Origin of the sequence: Salinicola sp. LHM (assembly GCF_034479735.1) — a bacterium.
GTDB classification, from domain to species: Bacteria; Pseudomonadota; Gammaproteobacteria; order Pseudomonadales; family Halomonadaceae; genus Salinicola; species Salinicola salarius.
Genome location: NZ_CP140261.1, coordinates 709159 through 729688, shown reverse-complemented (window position 1 = coordinate 729688; position 20530 = coordinate 709159). Strand labels below are relative to the sequence as shown.

Annotated in this window: 16 protein-coding genes; 4 read left to right on the top strand and 12 right to left on the bottom strand. The window is 61.8% G+C overall.

Annotated features, from left to right (window positions below; genetic code table 11):
- The first annotated feature begins 216 nt into the window (after nt 1-216).
- Together R5R73_RS03510 and R5R73_RS03505 are read left to right on the top strand one after the other, a co-directional pair.
- Nucleotides 217-1440 (top strand): TauD/TfdA family dioxygenase, encoded by a 1224-nt coding sequence (locus R5R73_RS03510; RefSeq protein WP_244179820.1) that lies wholly within the window; start codon nt 217-219, stop codon nt 1438-1440.
- Nucleotides 1441-1593: 153 nt separating this feature from the next.
- Complete coding sequence (locus R5R73_RS03505) at nt 1594-2553, top strand: ABC transporter substrate-binding protein (protein WP_322528795.1); 960 nt, start codon at nt 1594-1596, stop codon at nt 2551-2553.
- Nucleotides 2554-2796: 243 nt separating this feature from the next.
- Here the strand turns inward: R5R73_RS03505 and R5R73_RS03500 are convergent, their stop codons facing one another.
- Nucleotides 2797-3711 carry a LysR family transcriptional regulator gene (locus R5R73_RS03500; RefSeq protein WP_110632214.1) on the bottom strand — a complete coding sequence of 305 codons (915 nt, stop codon included), beginning with the start codon at nt 3709-3711 and terminating at the stop codon, nt 2797-2799.
- A gap of 202 nt (nt 3712-3913) precedes the next feature.
- Here R5R73_RS03500 and R5R73_RS03495 point away from each other — a divergent pair, with 202 nt between their 5' ends.
- Entirely contained in the window at nt 3914-4996 is a 1083-nt protein-coding gene (locus R5R73_RS03495) for a tartrate dehydrogenase (RefSeq protein WP_110632217.1), read from the top strand.
- 95 nt (nt 4997-5091) lie between these two features.
- On the opposite strand, the gene R5R73_RS03490 is transcribed toward R5R73_RS03495, so the two are convergent.
- The 10 genes from R5R73_RS03490 to R5R73_RS03445 form a co-directional block, all read right to left on the bottom strand.
- Nucleotides 5092-5880, bottom strand: coding sequence for a PEP-CTERM/exosortase system-associated acyltransferase (locus R5R73_RS03490; RefSeq protein ID WP_322528794.1), 789 nt, complete (start codon nt 5878-5880; stop codon nt 5092-5094).
- Nucleotides 5881-5909: 29 nt separating this feature from the next.
- Nucleotides 5910-8600, bottom strand: a complete 2691-nt coding sequence (locus R5R73_RS03485) for an EAL domain-containing protein (protein WP_322528793.1) — start codon at nt 8598-8600, stop codon at nt 5910-5912.
- Nucleotides 8601-8719: 119 nt separating this feature from the next.
- On the bottom strand, nt 8720-9886 hold the full coding sequence (locus tag R5R73_RS03480) for a hypothetical protein (protein WP_322528792.1): 1167 nt from the start codon (nt 9884-9886) through the stop codon (nt 8720-8722).
- A gap of 13 nt (nt 9887-9899) precedes the next feature.
- The gene (locus tag R5R73_RS03475) at nt 9900-10298 is read right to left on the bottom strand and encodes a hypothetical protein (RefSeq protein ID WP_071232012.1); all 399 of its coding nucleotides are present in this window, start codon (nt 10296-10298) and stop codon (nt 9900-9902) included.
- A 590-nt stretch (nt 10299-10888) separates the two neighbouring features.
- On the bottom strand, nt 10889-12055 hold the full coding sequence (locus R5R73_RS03470) for an alpha-hydroxy acid oxidase (RefSeq protein WP_322528791.1): 1167 nt from the start codon (nt 12053-12055) through the stop codon (nt 10889-10891).
- Between the two features lie 92 nt (nt 12056-12147).
- Nucleotides 12148-13071, bottom strand: coding sequence for a dihydrodipicolinate synthase family protein (locus R5R73_RS03465; protein WP_322528790.1), 924 nt, complete (start codon nt 13069-13071; stop codon nt 12148-12150).
- Between the two features lie 64 nt (nt 13072-13135).
- A complete protein-coding gene (locus R5R73_RS03460; RefSeq protein ID WP_110632235.1) occupies nt 13136-14257 on the bottom strand; it encodes a mandelate racemase/muconate lactonizing enzyme family protein in 1122 nt (373 codons plus the stop codon).
- A gap of 72 nt (nt 14258-14329) precedes the next feature.
- Nucleotides 14330-15838: a tripartite tricarboxylate transporter permease gene (locus R5R73_RS03455; RefSeq protein WP_087719038.1), complete on the bottom strand. Its 1509-nt coding sequence runs from the start codon at nt 15836-15838 to the stop codon at nt 14330-14332.
- Nucleotides 15839-15915: 77 nt separating this feature from the next.
- Nucleotides 15916-16395, bottom strand: coding sequence for a tripartite tricarboxylate transporter TctB family protein (locus tag R5R73_RS03450; protein WP_110632241.1), 480 nt, complete (start codon nt 16393-16395; stop codon nt 15916-15918).
- 32 nt (nt 16396-16427) lie between these two features.
- Nucleotides 16428-17408: a tripartite tricarboxylate transporter substrate binding protein gene (locus R5R73_RS03445; RefSeq protein WP_322528789.1), complete on the bottom strand. Its 981-nt coding sequence runs from the start codon at nt 17406-17408 to the stop codon at nt 16428-16430.
- 347 nt (nt 17409-17755) lie between these two features.
- Here R5R73_RS03445 and R5R73_RS03440 point away from each other — a divergent pair, with 347 nt between their 5' ends.
- Entirely contained in the window at nt 17756-18484 is a 729-nt protein-coding gene (locus tag R5R73_RS03440) for a GntR family transcriptional regulator (protein WP_110632244.1), read from the top strand.
- 64 nt (nt 18485-18548) lie between these two features.
- On the opposite strand, the gene R5R73_RS03435 is transcribed toward R5R73_RS03440, so the two are convergent.
- The gene (locus tag R5R73_RS03435; RefSeq protein WP_110632247.1) at nt 18549-20333 is read right to left on the bottom strand and encodes an IlvD/Edd family dehydratase; all 1785 of its coding nucleotides are present in this window, start codon (nt 20331-20333) and stop codon (nt 18549-18551) included.
- Between the last annotated feature and the right edge of the window lie 197 nt (nt 20334-20530).

Genomic DNA, 20530 nt, shown 5'->3' with positions numbered 1-20530 from the left:
CAGAATGAATCTCGTCAGAATGGATCTCGGATCTGGTGGTCCGTACGTCTAGCGGTGGTTCGTAAGTCTAATAGCCAAAGTCGGCCATTAGCTCAGCTTGGCCTTTGCGGTCAGATTAATCGTTTGTCATGTCTCGGCGCAATCCGCATCCTTGTGACACTCATCTACACACGCTGTTAACAAAGATGGCGCTGTCAGCCATCGAGGAAGTGCCTTTTGTCATCCGGAAACGCCTTTAACGAGACCCATACCCATCGCGGTAATCAACCCATCGACATGGCCGAACTGCGCCGCTACCGCCAGGACGCCGGCGCGCCGGCCGCCGAGCTCGAGAGCGCATTCGGGCAGGCGCGTCGAGTGACGCTGAGCTGGTCGGATGGTCGGTCCGGCCAGTTTCCGCTGATGTGGCTGCGCGATCACTGCGCCTGCGACCAGTGCCGCCACCCGATGACGCGCGAACGCCTCTACAAGCTGCTCGACGATCCGCTGTGGGAGCGCTTCGAGGCAGACGAGGCGCTGGCGTCGCTCGAGTTCGATGCGCGCTCCCTGACGCTGGTCTGGCAGGACGGCCACGTGTCGCGCTTCGATGCCGGCTGGCTCTATCAGCGCTGCCCCGGCGAGGAGCTGGCGACACTGCTGCCCACCCCGACGCCGTGGCCCGAAGGCTTCGCCCCCGAGCACGTCGAACATGCCGATTTCGTCGGCGGCAGCGAGGGCCGCAGCCGCTGGGTCAGCGCCCTGTTGCGCGATGGCCTGGTCATGCTCGACCGGGGGCCGTGCGAGCTGGAAGAAGTCTCACGCATTGCCGAGAGCATCGGCCCGATGCGCTCGACCAACTTCGGTGGCCGGTTCGACGTGCGTTCGGTCCCCAACCCGAACAACGCGGCCTACACGGCGATCGGGCTCGAGCTGCACACCGACCTGCCCAACTGGCGGCAGCCGCCGGACATCCAGTTGCTCTACTGCCTCGAGAACGATGCCGAGGGCGGCGAATCCAGCTTTGCCGACGGCTTTGCGGCCGCCGAGATCCTGCGCGCCGAGAAGCCGGACGCCTTCCGGGTGCTGTCGGAGACGCCCATCGACTTCCGCTTTCAGGACGACGGCCACGATATCGCCGTGCGCGAGCCGGTCATCGATCTCGATGCCGAAGGCCGCCCCCGCGAGATCCGCTTCAACAACTGGATTCGCGACACGCTGAGCCTGCCGCTGGATCGGATCGAGGCCTGGTACGACGCCTACCGCGCCTTCTGGCAGATTCTGCGCCGCCCGGAGGGGCGCGTGGAGCTGACGCTCGCCCCCGGCCAGATGGTCGCCTTCGACAACCGCCGCGTGCTGCACGGTCGCAACGCCTTCGACCCCAACACCGGCAAGCGCCATCTCCAGGGTACCTATCTCGATCTGGACATGTTGCAATCACATCTACGAGTGCTGTCGCGGTGAACCGACGCGCGGCACGACGTTGATACGAGCCGCCCGAGGTCGTGAACTTCATGACCGGGCGGCTTTTCTGCGTGTATCCCGGTGCATTTCTGCCAGGCTGTCCGCCTTCGCGGAACGGGATACGCCAATTGAGGGAACGACAGGAGACAACAAATGAAACGACCGATGACGATTTCCGCCCTGACGCTGACCACCGGTTTGATCGCAGCAACCGGCCTCGCCCTGATGGGCACGAGCACCGCCATGGCGGCGGACCAGCAGATCAACTTCGGCGTGCCGTCCTGGCCCGGCATCACGGTGAAGACCGAAATCGCCCGGCAGCTGCTGGCGCCGCTGGGTTATGAAGGCAAGACGCAGGACATCGGCCTGCAGGTGATCTATCAGGGGCTCGATACCGGCGACGTGGATGTCTTCCTGGGCGCCTGGCTGCCAGCGCAGAACCCGATGCTGGAGCCGCTGGAAGCCGACGGCAGCATTACCCGCCTGGCGACCAACGTGACCGGCGCGCAGATGACGCTGGCCGTGCCGGACTACGTCTACGATAGCGGCATCACCTCCTTCGCCGATCTCGATGCCCATCGCGACGAGTTCCGGGGCGAGATCTACGGCTTCGGCGCCGGTTCCGCCGCCAGCGAAATCCTCAACAAGGCGATCGATGAAGACGCCTGGGGGCTGGGCGACTGGACGCTGGTCGATACCAGCACGGTCGGCATGCTGAGCGCCGCCAAGAGCCACATCACCAACGAAGAGCCCATCGTCTGGGTCGGCTGGACGCCGCACTGGATGAACCTCGAACTCCCCATGCGCTATCTCAGCGATTCCAAGAACCTGTTCGGCGAAGGCAACGGCGCCAGCGACGTGCGCACGTTGATGGCGAGCGACTATGCCGATGCTCATCCGAATCTGGTGACCTTCTTCAATCAGTTCTCGTTCTCTGCCGAGGAGCAGAGCTGGATGATCAAGCAGTACGGACAGGAAGAGAAGCCGATGGAAGAGGTCGCCAAGGCGTGGATCGAGCAGCATCCCGAGCGCGTGGAAAAGATGCTGGAAGGCGTGAAGACCCAGGGCGGCGATCCCGCATGGCCTGAAGTCGAGAAGTCTTTCTCCTTCTGAAGTCGAGAAGACTGGCTCCTTCAGAATCCAAGCGCCGGCATCGAGACGCGAGACGGCGCTAGCAAAAAACCGTTACAAATTCATGCCGATTTTTTTGCCGTCTCTCGGAACTAACGGAACACCCGGCACTCTGAATAGGTGTTCCCTTGAATGATCCCTTACTTGCCCACCATCCCCTGGTGGGCATTTTTTTGTCCGCGATTGGCGCCCGCCCCGGCCGACCGCCTCATCCGGTAGCCGCCTTCAGGGCAGCGCAGGCACGCGGCCGGCCATTTCCGCGGTCATGAAGTCGACGAACTGCCGGATCCGTGTGCTCTCCCGGGCCCGTTCGCTGTAGAGCAGATGGAAGTCCGCGCGGATTCCCCGCCACTGGGGCAGCAGGGCCACCAGCTCGCCGCTCGCCAGATGCTCGTGAACATCCCACCAGGAGCGCAGCAGCACGCCGTGGCCGTCCAGTGCCATCCGCGTCATGGCTTCGGCGTCGTTGCTGGCAAGCCGGCCCTGAACCCGAATGGCGCGCTGGAGCCGCGTGCCATCGGTGGCCTCGAACCGCCACAGCGAATAGTCGGTATCGTTTTCCCGCACGATCAGGCAGCGATGACGGGCCAGGTCTTCCAGCCGTTCGAGCCGGGGCGCCTGCGCCAGATAACCGGGAGCGGCGCAGAGTATCCGACGATTGGCGAGCAGCCGCCGGGCGATCCAGCGCGAATCCGGCGGGTCGCCAACACGAATGTTGATATCGAAGCCCTGCTCGTCGAGTCCCACCGGAAAGCTGGTCAGTTCCAGCAGCAGTTCCAGTCGCGGGTGGCGCTCGGCAAAGCGCGAGATCAACGGCGCCACGTGTCGGCGGCCGAAGCCGAAGGTGGCGTTGATTCGCAGCCGCCCCGAGAGCATGGCGTCCTGGTCTCCCAGCGAGTTTTCCAGATCGCCCAGATCATCGAGGATCATCGCCCCGCGCCGCAGGTAGCGCTCCCCTTCCGCCGTCAACGCCAGACGCCGCGTCGTTCTCGCCGCCAGCGATACGCCCAGCCGCGCCTCCAGTTGCTGCAGCCGCTTGCTCACCGCCGACAAGGAAAGCCCGAGCTCCCGGGCGGCGCCCGTCAGGCTGCCGGCCTGGGCGATGCGCTGGAAAAAAGCGAGATCATCGATCGAAGCCACCGGATTCTCCACTTCAGAGCAAGAGTCGATTCGATTCTACCCGGATTATCCCGCACCGTTCAGCCACTACACTGGGTTCGTCTACGATGCCTTGACCGTGCCGTTCTCATGGCGATAGCGGTGTATCACACGGGCGTCATCTTTCGGGAAGCGCCGGGTGCGGCCTTCCAGCCAATCACCGACTTCATGAGGTAAATCCCCCATGGCCCAGAACAAGACTCACAGGATCGCCGTCATCCCCGGCGACGGCATCGGTACCGAAGTAGTGCCGGAAGGCCTGCGTGCGCTGGAGGCGGCTGCCAAACGCTTCGATATCGATCTCGAGTTCGAGCACTTCGAGTTCGGCAGCTGCGACTACTATCTGGAACACGGCAAGATGCTGCCGGACGACTGGTTCGAGACGCTTTCACGCTTCGATGCGATCTTCTACGGCGCGGTGGGCTGGCCGGACAAGGTGCCGGATCATGTCTCGCTGTGGGGCTCGCTTTTGCAGTTCCGGCGCCATTTCGACCAGTACATCAACCTGCGGCCCTGCCGCCTGATGCCGGGGATCAAGAGCCCGCTGGCCGACCGCGAACCCGGCGATATCGACTTCTATGTGGTGCGCGAGAACACCGAGGGCGAGTATTCGAGCATCGGCGGCAAGATCTTCGAAGGCACCGACCGCGAGACGGTGATGCAGGAGACGGTAATGACCCGCACCGGGGTCGACCGGGTGCTGAAATACGCCTTCGAACTGGCCCAGAGCCGGCCGCGCAAGAAGCTGACCTCGGCGACCAAATCCAACGGTATCTCGATCACCATGCCGTACTGGGACGAGCGCGTGAAAGCGATGGCGAAAGGCTATCCGGACGTCAGCGTCGATCAGTTCCATATCGATATCCTGACCGCCAACTTCGTGCTGCATCCGGACTGGTTCGACGTCGTCGTCGCTAGCAACCTCTTCGGCGACATTCTTTCCGATCTCGGCCCGGCCTGTACCGGCACCATCGGCGTCGCGCCATCGGCCAACATCAACCCGGAAGGCAAGTTCCCGAGCCTGTTCGAACCCGTCCACGGCAGCGCGCCGGATATCGCCGGCAAGGGCATCGCCAACCCCATCGGCCAGATCTGGTGCGGCGCGATGATGCTCGAACATCTCGGCTACAAGGAAGCCGGCGACGCGATGGTCAGCGCCATCGAGGCAGTGCTGGCAAACGACGACAAGTCCGCGCTGACGCCGGACCTGAAAGGCCAGGGTACGACCCGCAGCCTGGGCGAGAAGATCGCCGCGGCCATCGGTTGAAACGAAACGGCGACGGCGATCCATATCGCCGTCGCCGTTGCACAAGCATCATGCCGACCGGAGCTGTAGGCCCCAGATTCCGGCTCGGGTCGTGTTCAGGAGCCGGCGTACTCGGCCACGGCAGAACGGCTCTGGACGCCACGTTGGACCGGTTCGCCGAACTGTGCCGACAGCGACCCGACGATATCGCGATAGAACGATTGCAGTTCCGGCTTCAGCGCCCCTTCCGCCTGGTGCTGGTCGATGTAATAAGCCGCACGGACGCCGTTGAACTGCTGAATGTTGCCGACTCGCAGAAATGCCAGCCCGAATCGCCCCAGCAGCCTGGCCAGCCTCGGCTCCATCAGTGCCAGCGCATGGCGGCGCTCCATCAGACCGATCATCACGGTCGAGGCCAGATAGACGGAAACGCCCAGCAGCGAAGCCACCTTGTAGTCGTTGTCGGTGCGCGGGTAGATCGGCCCTTCGTTCTCGGCTACGGGATCCGGCATCGACTGCCGCTTTCGGTAACGCCCCAGAATGGCGGCGCGCGAGACCTCGCAGGTCAAATCCCGGGGAAGGAGATCCGGATTCAGTTCGGCATGGCAGAATTCACCGCGCGAGTTCGATTCGATCGGCAGTTCACGAAGCCCGTGACCGGAGCCGGGGTAGATGACGCGGATGCAGGCGACGGGTTCCTGCGTCGCACGGTGGCGGATGAAGCAGTGCAGCGCCGAGCGATCGAATTCGTCATATTCCAGCTGCCGCTCGGGCTCCCCCGGCATGACATGGCCGAACTCGGACGTATAGACCTGATAGCGCAAGCGATAGACGTACCGTTTATCGGCTTCCGAGGTTGCCAATACGAATTCGAACTGCTGATGAAACTGATCGTACAGACTCATCCCAATGTCCCGTGTTCAAGAGAGTACAGTCAGTCATCAAGGCTTTCGCTAAAAGGTCGGGGCTTACCCAACCAGTATCCCTGTATATAATCCACGCCGTACTCTTTCAAAATATTATAAACAGGTTCCCGATCGACGAACTCCGCGACGGTCTGTTTGCCGAATCCTTTCGCGATTTCGACGATGGCCTTGACGATCATTTGACTACGTTTATTTTCCGGCAGGTCCCGAATGAAGGAACCGTCGATCTTGATGTAATCGATCGGCAGCTGATCCAGATAGTAGAAGCTGCTGAAACCAACGCCGAAGTCGTCGAGGGCAATGGCGCATCCCAGGTCCCGGATGTTCTGCAAGATGCAGCGAGCCGTGGCGAAGTCGGTGACCGCAGCGGTTTCCGTGACTTCGATGACCAGCCGATGGGCGGAGACGCCGCTCATCTTCAGCGCATTTTCGAGGAAACCCGTCAACGCTTCGTCATGCAACGACTGGCCCGATACGTTGATGGCCAGCCGCCGATCGGAGTCGCCCCAGGACCCCATCATTTTCAAGCTTTCCGAGATGACCCAGCGATCGATACCGACGATCTGGCCGCTACGCTCTGCAACCGGTATGAACGATCCCGGCGAAACGACCTCGCCCGTATCGGAGGGGCGCATGCGCAGCAGGACCTCGTGGTGCTTTACCTTCAGACCGTCGACGCTTGCAATCGGCTGGCCCCAGAGTTCGAAGCCCTCATGCTCCAGTGCGTGGCGAATACGCTCTTCCCAGTAGACCCGTTCCTGCAGCACCTCTTTGTCCGCCTGCGCCGACAAAAGATGCCATCGCTGCGCCGGATCTTCCTTGGCCCGATACATGGCGAAATCGGCACTCGCCATCAATTCCTTGGGTGTGGCGCCATGATCCGGATACAAAGCGATACCTATACTCGCAACGGCCCTGTGCTTCTGTCCATCCACATCGAGACTGATTTTTTCCAGACTCTGGGTAATGATATTTGCCAATATGACGGCCTGCTCGGCGGAGGCATTTTCCATCAAAATGGCAAATTCATCGCCGCCTAACCGGGCAATCGTGCCGGCATGACTGAGTTGTCTCTGGAACATCTCGGAAACGAGCACCAATAGATCGTCTCCCGCCTGATGACCGCCCAGTTCATTGATTTCCTTGAAGCGATCCAGATCCATGTAGAGCATGGCACCATGCATGTCACGAACGACGGCATGCGCCAGTACGCCCTCGAAATAGCTTCGATTGTAGAGCGCTGTAAGAGGGTCTCGATTCGCCAGCCAGGAAATTCTCTGCGCCGCACTTTTCCGGTCGGTAATGTCCAGCCCTACGGATATCGTTGCGGGTTTGCCATCGGCCCAGGTATTCAGCGGCGTATGGTGCCAGGCAATCGTTCGACGCGTTCCTTTCAGGGTGACCAGGTCACTCTCCTGCTGCCCACTATGAAACTCTCTTGCGAAGGGCTGAAACGTCTTCGCAAAGGAGCCGCCTACCAGTCTGGATTCGGACGCATCGAGCATGTCCGCGGCGTAGCGATTCGCCATCAATATCTCGTCGCCGCCATGGACGACGACCAGAACCTGGGCGGTATTCATCAAGCCGCTGACGAGATCCCGTTCACGCTCCAGCTCCACGACCTGCTGCTCGAGCAACTCTCCGCGGGCAGTGACTTCGCCTTTCAGCCGCTCCAGCTGGTAGGAGAGCTCGACGGCAGTATCCGCGAGGACATCGATTTCATCCTTGGGCTTTCCTTCGGAATGACGCGATACCTGCGATCTCAGTTCCGCGAATTTTCCTCTCGCCAGCCCGGGGAGGGCCTGACTCAGCGTTCGTATTCGAAGCGTGGGTTTCCATAAAAGGAAGAGCAGGAAAGCCTCGGAACACAACCATCCCGCCAGGGCAACGAAGAACACCATTCCTGTGGTTTCCCGAATGCCCTCCAGCTGCGCGGTGACGTCCTCGACGGAGACGAAATAGCCTGAACGGTTGGCGCTGCCCGCTTCTCCGCTTTCGAGGGGAATGATGCTCGTCTCGTACTGGCGCCCGCCGTATTCGATATCTTCCGGGCTGGCGATCAGGGCCTCGATCGACACCCGGCGCGAGATCTCCTTGAGGACCGGCAGCACGATATCCTGATGCGTCAGCGCCAGGGAATAGGAGTCCCATTCGGGTATGACGCGCTCCGAATTACCGTGGGTTGCCCCGCTTTCCTGCCGAGTGAGCAGCGCGATATCGTCTCCCGAGCTCCTCTGGAAATAACTCATCACATCCACGAGCGATCGGGACACCATCAATACGCCGGCATTTTCCCCCTGGACGAGAATGGGCACCGCCGCAAACTGAAGGCAGGAGCCGGCACACAGCAGGAGATCCTGCGGCTGTTCCGACTCGACGACTTTCGACAGCCATGCCCGGGACGGCCGTTTATCGTTACCGTTGTTGTCTTCGCCATAGGAGGCTAGAAGCTCGCCGTCCAGGCCGAAGATGACCAGCTCGTCGATCCCGGCATCCAGCTGCAGCGTAGGCCACTGGTTTCGGAGAGATTCCGCAATCTCGGCCTGGTTCAGCGACAGCAGGGCGTCATTGAGCGATTCAGAAGAAGCCGCGACGGCGGCCAACTGCTTCAACTCGTTGGCAGCGCTCTGCAGGGACGTCTCGATCTGGTGGCGCTGTTCGCGCTGGTTGACCTGCTGATGGGTCTGAAACTGCTCCATCAGGCTCTTGTAGCTGATCCACGTGATGAGGACCGCCAGCCCCAGCAGTATCAGGCTGGTCAGCGCGAAAGCCCGCCATTTCAGACTGAGTCGATAGGGACGAGAATCAGGATGTGACATCAGAAACTGAACGAAGTCTGCAGCAACAGCATGTTCCAGTGCTGTTCGGTATTGTCGTCGTCATTGTCCTGCCTCGGCAGCCAGGCCGTACCATTGACATGATGAATTTCCGCTTGAATATTCCAGTTGGGAGTCACTCGCCAGTGCACGCCCGTCGTCACGTCCTTGGCAAATCGTGAATAGTCCTGTCCTTTACCGGACGCCTCGAAGCGCTCGCCATCCCGGTCGTTTCTGTCGCTGACGGCATAGTCGTATCTCAACAACCATTGCCAGCGGCTGGAGAGCCGGTACAAGTATTGAACATAGACACTTTCTCCATTCACTCTTCCATTGTAGGAAGAGACCGCAAAGTCCTTCAGTTCCTTCCGCTGATATTCGTACTCCGTCGTCAGGCTCCAGTTTTCCGCGTTGTACTGGAAAGACAGAATCATTGGCTGGAAAATGAACTCGCCTTTCGCCTGCCGCTCCTGTCTGGAACGATAATCCGCCCTGACCCGAGCCATGCTCAGTGCCACGTTGATCCGACCGCCGTCATGGGCATAGAGCACTTGTCCGATCGAAGAGAGCTTGCTGTCCAGAGACGGATTATCGGGAGACAGGGAAATCTCGGCATCGCTATTGACCTGAGGCATGCCGACACCGCCCTGAATATAGAGAGTGCCGTTGGAGAACCGTTCCTCGTTGTAAATGCTCAGCCCATCCGAAGCCAGCCCTAAAGATCGGCTTCTATCGAAGTAGATGGATTGGGGAAGCAGGATGCTGGGGCGTGTCGATGGCGCGTCACGCGTCTGGTTATAAAAGCCAAACGGATTCTTGAATCTTCCCAGCTGTATTCCGAATGCTCTTTCTTCATCGGCGATCAGCTGATAATCCACGACGCCGTAGTCCAGCTCAGGCTGCCAGGCGTCTCCGTAGTTGCCGGCTTTCCGGCTCAACACCTGACCGGCAACCAGGACATGGCTGAAGGGACGAAAGGAAGCATTGAGCCCCAGCTCGGTATATTCCAGGCTGCCGCCATCGTCACTGCTGGAACCGAAGAAATCGTTGTGATCGGTCACGATGAGCGCCTGGCTCATGAAGCCATGAACCTGGAAGGTATCCGCCGTTTCCATCGCATGGGCGCCAGCGGCCCCTATCGTGGTTATGGCAGCCTGAGCGGCGATCAAGACACGCTTCAATCTATTCAATATCGAGCACCCGAACCTGATCATTCAGGCTTGATTGTTGGATATAGCCGATGCTGCCAGGTGTGGAGCCGATAGCCTCGAGCATCTCGGTTTCATCGTCGACTTCATTGGGGGCCTGCCCGGTCCCGGAAAACACCGCACGGTCCCAGGCCAGACGAAGCTGGTGCGGATAGACACCCAGTACCTTCTTGGAAAAGTCTTCGTGGACCGGATTGTCGTCGGGTAATACATAGACATGGACGGCTTGTCCGTCTGGCAACGTTCTTTGCCGCATCGCGAATATGGCTCTGAGCGTCTCTAGCGGCAAAGCGGACTGATGCACGGTTCGATTGGCGATAACGAGAGTTGCGGGCTCATCTGCGAGACTGCAGAAAGAGACGAGAGTGAGCATGAGCAACAGACATCCGGTCAACCCCCTCCGCATGCGTCATGACTCCCTGACTCTGCTGCTGTCGTTGATGTTTTCAAGGATGACCTCCGATCCGAACCCGGTCCCATCTCGGAAATACCGAGCGGCAAAATCTCGGTGCAGCGCTCAGCGTGACTGATCGAAGAGCCTGGCATGTCGATAATCGCATCAAGAGCGATCCCTGAACTTTACAAATGGACTAATGTGCTTCGAAGTAAGCTGACTTACGATTTCAGTCTCATGGCGTTCCCTGCCACCGTCTTGTGACGGGCGAGCATTCCTTTATCTTCAATTCCTTTATCTTCATGTTCCCCTATTGCCCTATCGGGTAAATATTTTTGCAGCGTAGCATATTGCCATAACTTACCCGCCGATATTGTTAATCGATGATATTTACGGAAACCCGCCAAAAAGATAGGAAACCCAGGAAAATCTCAGATTTGCCTGTTAAATGGGCGAATAAAGGCCAGATAACGTAAAAACCGATCAATAGATAGAATTTGCCGCAGAGTAATGTTTTTAAACGTTATTGTGATTTTTAGTAATCAAAGACTATCTTTCTACATTGCCGGCTAACGAACTTCCCGCAGCCGGCTCTTGTCCATCTGGTGGATTTCCGTGATGCCGAGAAGTGCCATATCCCGCGCAATTTCCTCCCGCATCAGATGAATCGCGTGTTCGACGCCCGCTTCCCCGGCGTAGGCCGCCGCGTAGTTGAAAGGCCTGCCGAAGAAAACGAATCGCGCGCCCAGCGCGAGCGCTTTCAGCACATCGGTACCGCGCCGGAAGCCGCTGTCGATCATGACGGGATAGTCGCCGACAGCCTCGACGATGTCAGGCAGTGCCCGTAACGGGGCGATCGTGCCATCCAACTGCCTGCCGCCGTGATTGGAGACGATGATGCCATCGGCGCCGTGATCCTTGGCGCGCTTCGCATCTTCGGGGTGCAGGATGCCTTTGACGACCAGGTTGCCCGGCCAGCGTTCCCGTACCAGTGCGAGATAGTCCCAGTCGAGATGGGTGCGTCCCGAGAAGTCGCGATTGACGTTCCGCGAGATGACCGGAATGCCTCGGGTGGCGTGGTTGTTCTCGAAGTGGGGGATGCCGTGGTGGCGAAGCGTCTTGTAGAAGGTGCCATAGAGCCAGCGGGGCTTGAGCAGCCCATCCAGTGCCAGGCGGGCACTGGGGCGAATCGGCGACGAGAAGCCGCTGCGCCGGTTGTTGTCGGGGTTGGGCGGCACCGCGTAGTCGACGGTGATGACCAGGTTACGAAATCCCGCTCGCTCGATGCGCTCGAGCAGCGCCTCGATGCCGGGCCGGTCCCCCGGCAGATAGGCCTGGAACCAATCGCTGCCGTCGATCTTCGCCACTTCTTCCATCGGGATCAGCGACGACCCGCTCATGATCATCGGCACCTCGGCCCGCGACGCCGCGCGAGCCAGCGCCAGATCGCCGCGATAGGCCGACAGCGCGCTGATCCCCATCGGGGCGATGCCGAACGGTGCGGCATAACGCGTGCCCAGCAGTTCGGTCTCGAGCGAGACGCGGGAGACATTCCTTAGCGCCCGCGGCACGAAGCAGTAGTCATCGAAGGCCGCGCGGTTGGCGGCCAGGCTCTTGCCCTCTTCCGCCGCGTTGGCGACGTATCCGTAGATCGGCCGGGGAAGATGGCGCTTGCCGGCGCGTTCGAGATCCAGGAAGTTGCGAATACGGGACAGGCGGCGTTGTTGGCGCGTCACGAATGATCCTTACGCGTGGAAAAGGGAGAAGCGTTCTACGTCGGCGATGTCAGGCTTTATACGAAAAGTCGGCGAGCGATGCCGGCAAGCCGTCATCCCTTCAGCCCCGGCATCGCGAAGTCGACCCCTGCCAGCGTCGTCAGCAGCCTGTCGCGCTGGCCGTCGTCGAGCGAGACCAGTGGCGGCCGCAGGCGATCCCAGGCGGGATCGCCGCTGAAATGGGCGGTGGCGGCCTTGAGCGCCGGAATCATCGGCACGCTTTCGAAAATATCGCGAATCTCGTTCAACGCCTGCTGGCGTGCGTCGGCGTCATCCTCGCGCCAGCTGGCACCCAGCGCCGAGATCGCACGGGGATTGACGTTGGCCGTGGCGCTGATGCACCCGGCGCCGCCGGCCCGCAGCGTGGGCAGCAGGAAGCGTTCGCTGCCCGCGTAGACGCGAAACCCCTGCGCGCCGAAGGCGTCGATGACGGACTGGGTGTTGGCCCAGTCGCCGGAGCTGTCCTTGATTCCTGCCACGACCTCGGGATAGCGCTTCAACAGGCGCTCGATCAGTCCCAGTCCGATCGGCACCTGCGCCACCGGCGGAATATGGTAGAGATAGAGCCGCAGCCGCTCGTCGCCGACCCGCTCGATCACCTCGCTGTAGAACCGGAACAGTCCCTCCTCCGAGACGCCCTTGTAGTAGAACGGCGGCAGCATCAGCACGCCACCCACGCCCTGGTTAACGGCATGGCGTGTCAGGGTCACGCTATCGGGTATCGAACAGCAGCCGGTACCCGGCATCAGACGGCTCGTGTCGAGCCCCGCCGCGACCAGATGATCGAGCAGGTCGAGACGCTCCTGCACCGACAGCGAGTTGGCCTCGGAGTTGGTGCCGAAGATGGCCAGCCCGACATCGTTGACCATCAGCCAGCGGCAGTGCTCGACGAAGCGCGCGGCATCGGGAGCAAGGTCCTCGCCAAACGGCGTGATGACCGGAGAGAGTACGGTACCGCAGGGCGCATTCGACGACATGAACACAGACCTCTTGAAAGAGAATGGTGGATGGGATCGGTCATGACCCCGCGGCTATCGAACTTCAGGACCAGGGCTCGACGGCGTAGCGCGACAGCGCCTCCTCGTCGAAGTCGAATCCCAGTCCCGGCGTCTGGGGTAGATTCAGCCGTCCGTCGTTGAAGGTCAACTGCGTATCGATCAGCCTACGGAAGTTAAGCACTTGATCGTCGGCGAAAAATTCGACGAAAGGCGCATTCGGCGTCGAACCGACCAGATGCACGTGAAGATCGTGGAACCAGTGTGGGCAGATCTCCACGCCGTAGCTGGCCGCCGTGGCCGCGATACGACGGAATTCCGTCACCCCGCCGCAGACTGCCGCATCGGTCTGCAGGATCATCGCCGCTTCCTTGTCCAAGAGCTCCTTGAAGCGCCAGCGACCGGCTTCGATCTCGCCCGTCGCCACCGGGATCGGCGTGCGCTCGGCCAGGCGACGATGGTTGTCGATATCGTCGGGGCTGAACGGCTCCTCGATCCAGTAGGGGGAATAGGGCTCGGCCATGCGCGCGAACGCCAGGGCCGAAGGAAGATCGCGCCAGGCGTTGTTGGCGTCCATCATCAACAGCACGTCGGGGCCGATCGCCTCGCGAACCGCCGCCAGCCGTGCCTCTTCGCCGGCCAGATCTTCGCGCCCCACCTTCATCTTGACCGCCTTGAAGCCCTTCTCGACGTAGCCGGTCATCTCTTCCGCCAGCCTGGCCGGCGTCTTGCCGTCGAGGTAATAGCCGCCGCTGGCGTAGGCCGCCACGCTGTGCTCGTCGCTGGCGCCGAGAAACTTGTAAAGCGGCAGGTTGGCGGCGCGGGCGTTGCGGTCCCACAGCGCCACGTCGAGGATACTCAGCGCTCGCATCACCGAGCCGGTGCGGCCATGCAGCAGCCCTTCCTGGTACATCTCTTGCCACAGCCCCTCGACGCGATGCGCGTCCTGCCCCATCAGCACCGGCTTGAGCAGGTCGCGTACCGCCTGCGTCACCAGATGGCCGGCGTTGTTGCCGCCGTAGCAGAAGCCGATACCGCTGATACCGTCGTCGCCGGTCACCTTGACCAGCGCGTAGTCGCGCTTGAGCACCTGCCGGTTGGAAAAGCTGGTCGGATTATCCAGCGCGACGTTGACCGTTCGCGCCTGCACATCGGTAATTCTCGTCATCGTTCATCTCTCCAGAAAGGGGGCTAACCCGGGTGTGATCAATCCACGCGTCTTGAATACATGCGTCCTGAATCAACTCTGTTTCAGGCGGCGCTTGAGCGGCAGACGCAGCCAGCGGAAGAACGGGGTCGCCTGCAGGATCGAAAGCAGCGCCAGGATCAGCAGCACGGTGGCAATCGGGCTTTCCAGGAAAACGCCGAAGCTGTCGTTGCCGATCAGCATCGACTGCTGGAAGCTGGTCTCCATCACCGGCCCCAGGATCAGGCCGATCACCATCGGCGCCGGCGACACTCCTGCCTTGCTCATCCAGTAGCCAAACAACCCGAAGCCCAGCATCAGCCCGACATCGAACAGACTGTTATTGATCGCGAAGGCACCGATGATGCAGAGCGTCAGAATCGCGCAGGCGATGAAGCCGTCGGGGATCTTGGTCACCGAGACGCTCATCTTGGTGAACGCCAGCCCCACCACCAGCAGGGCGATGTTGGCGAGAATTACCGCCCAGATCAGGGTGTAGGTGACATCGCCGTAATCGGTGAGCAGATTGGGGCCGGGCAGGATGCCCTGCACCATCAGCGCCCCCAGCAGGATCGCAGTGGAAGAGCTCCCCGGAATCCCGAGGGCGATGGTAGGAATCAACGCACCGCCGACGACCGCATTGTTGGCGGCCTCCGGCGCGGCAACGCCGGCGATCTCTCCCTTGCCGAAGCGGCTCTTGTCCTTGGCGAAGCGCTTGGCCTCGTTGTAGGCGAACCAGCTGGCGGTATCGCCACCGGTGCCGGGGATCAGCCCCACGACGATGCCGATGCCACTGGAACGCAGGATATTGGGCATCAGCTGCTTGATGGTGCTCCAACGTGGCATCAAGCGGTCGGTGATACGGCTCGCCACCTTGTTGCCGCGATGGGAGTTCTCGATCAGCGTCAGCGCCTGGGGCACAGAGAACAGCCCGATCAGCGCCACCGTGAAATCGATCCCGGCGAACAGGTTGATCTGATCGAAGGTCATGCGTGGCGTGCCGGTGGTCAGATCCATCCCCACGGTGCTGAGCAGCAGCCCCAGCCCGCCGGAAAGCAGACCGCTGATCACCGATCCCTGCGCCAGCGAACCGATGATGGTGATGCCCAGCACGGCAATCGCGAACAGCTCGACCGGGCCGAACTCGAGCACCAGCGTGCCGAGCAGCGGTGCCGCCGTCAGCAGCGCGATGCCGCTCATCAGCCCGCCGAAGAACGAGGCGAACAGCGAGATCCCCAGCGCCTGGCCCGCCTTCCCCTGCTGCGAGAGCGGGAAGCCGTCGAGAACGGTCGCCGCCGCCGAGGGCGTGCCGGGAGTACGCAGCAGAATCGCGGCGATGGAGCCGCCGTAGGAAGCCCCCACGTAGAGCGAAGCCAGCATGCTCAGCCCGGTCGCCGGGTCGAAGCTGAACGTCAGCGGCAACAGCAGCGCCAGCGCCATCGTCGCCGACAGCCCCGGCATCGCCCCGACGAAGAGCCCCAGCAGCGTGCCGCCGAGAATGCAGGCAATGTTGTTGAAGCTGAGCACATTGGTCAGCCCGATCATTACCAAAGAGGAATCCATGCGCGTCTACTCTCCTGCGCTCGAACCGAGCGTCGTGGCCGCCAGTGCCGGCGAGGGCTTACAGTGCTGGCGAAGACTCAAAGAAAGCTCGGCAGCAGCGGGATCGGCAGACCCAGGAACTGCACGAACACCAGGCACACCATGGCGATCAGGATCGCACCGGCGATCAGCGCGAAGGTCCACTTCACGGTGCGCAGGATCGCCAGCGCCAGGGTCATGAACAGTGCCGTGGCCAGCACGTAGCCGAGCGTCGTCATCGACGCGACATACCCCACCGCCAGCAGGAAGATGGCGACGACCGCCCCCCAGCGCTTGGGCGCCGGTGATGCCTCGTCCGCTTCCCGGCCGGCTGGCTCGGCGGCGGTGCCGCCAGTGGCCGGCGCGCGACGCTGCAGCCGCAGTTCGCTGGCCACCATCGCCAGCGACAGCAGCCCGACGGCGACTGCGTAGATCATCGGCATCTGAGCGGCGGCGCGGGGGTAATCGCTGGCGTCGAAGAAGAAGACGCCGGCCACGACGATGCCAAACACTCCCAGCAGCAAACGACTGACGTTCATGGCGTCCTCCTCGTCGGGTATCGATCGGCCACTCAGCGGCCGACCTCGTCCTTGACCGATTCCCAGATGTCGCGGTAATCGCTCTCCATCTGGTCGATCATGGCGCGGTAGTCATCGCCAGTGACGACATCGAGGTTCATGGCGCGCTTTTCCGCCTGGGCCTGGAAGTCGGGCTCCTGCGCCAGCGTCTCGAATGCCTCGATCAATTGCTGACGGGCCTCATCCGGAATGCCCGCCGGCGCGCTGTAACCCCGCGAGGAACCCGCCACCACGTCGACCCCCTTTTCCTTCATGGTGGGCACGTCCGGCAGGCTGGGCAGCCGCTTCTCGGCGAACACCGCCAGCGCCCGAAGGTTGCCGGACTCGATCTGGCCGTAGACGTTGCCCACGTTGTTGAAGCTGGCATCGATCTTGCCGCCCATGGCCGCTGTCGCGGACGGGCCATCGCCCTGGAAAGGCACCTTCTTGAAGGAGAGACCCTTGGCCTGCTCGAGCAGGATGGTAGTGAAGAAATCGTCACCACCGACGCCGGAATTGCCGATGGTCACCGTACCCGGGCTCTGCTCGGCGGCTTCGAAGAGATCCTCGATGGTCTGGTAGGGGCTGTCGGCATTGACGACGACGATGCCCGGATCGGTCACTACGTTGGCGATCGGCGTCATCTCGTCGGTGTTGTAGGTGATGGCGTCGTTCATGATGTAGTTGGTCATCAGCATCGGCGTGTTGGTGATGCTGATGATGCTGCCATCGTTGGGCGACTGCTTGGCCAGCCGCGTCCAGGCGACGGCCCCGGTGGCGCCGGGCATGTATTCGTTGACGAAATCGACGCCGAGGATCTCGCTCAGGCGCGGCTGCACCAACTGAGCCAGGGCATCACTCCCGCCTCCCGGCTTGAATCCTTGCAGAACGGTGATTTCATCGCCTCCCACATAATCGGCGGCTTGCGCCAGGGGAGACAGACTGATGGCGACGGCGGTGGCCGTCAGCCAGTGGCGAAGGGCTTTGGCGTGCATGATCGATTCCTCTCTGACGGAGTCTGTTTGTCGTTGTCGTACCTAGCCTTGTCTTGCCTACTCTTGTCTTGCCTACTCTTGTCTTGCCTACTCTTGTCTTGCCAAAGAGAACGTATTAATTTATCGATCAGATTGTCAATAATATTACCGCCAATAGAGACTAAAGCAGTAACGGCGTACAAAATGGTCCTAAAGGCCGCGAAATCGCCATCATCCGGCGAACAGGCGTGGCAGAATCGATTCTGCAACCGGCGGACTGACCAGCGGCGGCGCTTGCTCCATGCCTGCCCTGCTGAAGACAATGGCCAACCGGGTGACGGGAACTACATCGTGACGGGAACACATTCATGCCAAAACGGGACAACGCCAAACCGAGCAGCGCCGACACGGACCGATACCTCGTCGACGAGCAAGCTGAGACGGTCGCCGAAACGGCCAGCGTGACCGATATCGTGTCGGCCATCGAAGAGGACATCGTGCTCAATCGCGTGCATCCGAAGGAGCGGCTGGTCGAGGAAGACCTGATGCAGCGCTTCGCCGGCAAGCGCCACGTGGTGCGCCAGGCGCTGTTTCAGCTCGAGAATGCCGGCCTGGTGGAGCGCATCAAGAATCGCGGCGCTTTCGTCAAATCCTATACGCCGGAAGAGGTGGAAGGGATCTACGTCATGCGCGAACTGCTGGAGGAGGCCGCCGCGGATCGCATCCCGATGCCGGCGCCGCCCGCGCTGATCGAGGCGCTGACCGCCATCCAGTCGCGACACAGCGCAGCCGTGGAGAGCGGCGATCTGCGTGCGGTGTTCCATCAGAACATCGCCTTTCACCGCACGCTGTTCGCCGCCTGCGGCAACGAGTATCTCTCCGACACCATCAACGAATTCGCCCAGAAGGCACATGCCATCCGTTTCATCGGCACCACCGACCGCCAGTCCATCCTGCTGGCCCGCGACGAACATCTCGCCATGATCGACGCGCTCGAACGGCAGGACCGCGCCGAACTACACCGCCTCTGCTACCAGCACCTGCAGCCGTCCAAGGAGCGCTACCTGCACCTCTACCGGCTCCGGGAAGGCGGCTGAGGCGGGTAGTCGGCCGCGATGACCGCAGGCAATAGGCACGACGGGGCCGCGAAGCGGCCCGGTGTCACTTCGGCACGCGCCGCTGAATGTTCGGCGGCCGCAGAAAGGTGAAATCGCAGCCCTGGTCCGCCTGGGTAATCTGCTCGAGAAACAGCTTGCGGTAGCCGCGCTCGGCGGTCAGCGCCACCGGCCGCCAGCCTTCCCGGCGCCGGGCGAGCTCTTCGTCGTCGACCAGCAGTTCCAGCCGGCGTTCGCTGACGCTCAGGCGAATCCGGTCGCCGTTCTCGACCAGCGCCAGCGGCCCGCCGAGGGCGGCTTCCGGCGTCACGTGCAGCACGATGGAGCCTGCCGCCGTGCCGCTCATGCGGCCGTCGGAGATTCGCAACATGTCGCGCACGCCCTGCCGGGCCAGCTTGCGCGGAATCGGCAGATACCCGGCTTCGGGCATCCCCGGTGCGCCCACCGGGCCAATTCGCTTGAGCACCAGAACATCCTCCGCCGTGACGTCCAGCTCCGGATCGTCGATGCGCGCCGCCATGTCCTCGGCATCCTCGAACACCACCGCACGCCCTTCGTGCTCCATCAGCCGGGCATCCGCGGCGGACTGCTTGATGATCGCGCCGTCGGGGGCCAGATTGCCGCGCACGAACGCGATCCCGCCGGCGTGATAGAGCGGCGAATCGAAGCGGTGCACGACCTGCTGCTCGAACGCCGGCACCGCGTCGATCTCCTCCCCCAGCGTGCGCCCGGTCACGGTCATGGCATCCAGGTGCAGCAGCGGCTTCAGCTCGCGCAGCACAGTCGGCAGCCCGCCGGCACGATGCAGGTCTTCCATGTAGTGCTGACCCGAAGGCTTGAGATCGACCAGCACCGGCGTCTCGCGGCTCATGCGATCGAAGGCGGCCAGATCGATGTCGATACCCATGCGCCCGGCGATGGCAGTCAGATGAATGATGCCGTTGGTCGAGCCGCCGATCGCCAGCAGCACCCGCAAGGCATTCTCGAATGCCTTCTCGGTCAGGATCTTGTCCGGGGTCACGCCTGCCCGCGCGTTGATCACGGCCTGACGCCCAGTCGCCTCGGCGACGCGCATGCGATCCGCGGTCACCGCCGGCGGCGAGGCGCTGCCCGGCAACGCGATACCCAGCGCTTCGCTGATGCACGCCATGGTGCTGGCCGTCCCCATCACCGAACAGGTACCGACGCTGCCCACCAGCTTGGCGTTGACCTCCTCGATTTCCTGGTCGTCGATCTCCTGGCCGCGATACATGCCCCAGTAGCGACGACAGTCGGTGCACGCCCCCACCCGGACGCCACGGTGACCGCTGGTCAGCATGGCGCCGGTCACCAGCTCGAGCATGGGCAGGTTGGCGGAGGCCGCGCCCATCAGCTGGGCAGGTACCGTCTTGTCGCATCCGCCGATGAGCACCACCGAATCCATCGGCTGGGCGCGGATCATCTCCTCCGTATCCATCGACATCAGGTTGCGCAGGTACATGCTCGTCGGAGTGGAGAAGCTCTCGGCGATCGAGATGGTGGGAAACTCGATCGGCAACCCGCCTTCCAGCATCACCCCGCGCTTGACCGCTTCGATCAGCTGCGGCGCGTTGCCGTGGCAAGGGTTGTAACCGCTGCCGGTGTTGACGATACCGACGATGGTGCGATTGAGCGCATCGTCGCTGTAGCCCGCGCCCTTGATGAACGCCTTGCGCAGGAACAGCGAGAAGCCGGCATCGCCGTAGTTCACCAGCCCCTGGTTGAGCCCCGTCTGCCGTTCGTCGTCCGGCCCTTCGTTTCGATTGTCGGGTTGATTGCCGTGCTGGTTGTCGTCATGAGAGCCGTTAGCCATGTCGTCCTCGTCGCCATAATTATTGATAATATTATTGACGCAAGTAACCACAGTTGACGAAGTAATGACATCCGACTTAAGCCGCAGGCTATCGTCGCGCGGCAACAAGCGGACGAGCCCGGCAGCAGGGGGAGGGATTTAGCAGATGCCGCTTTTATCGCCTAGTCTTTACCCAGGCTAATGCAACGTCCATTCGC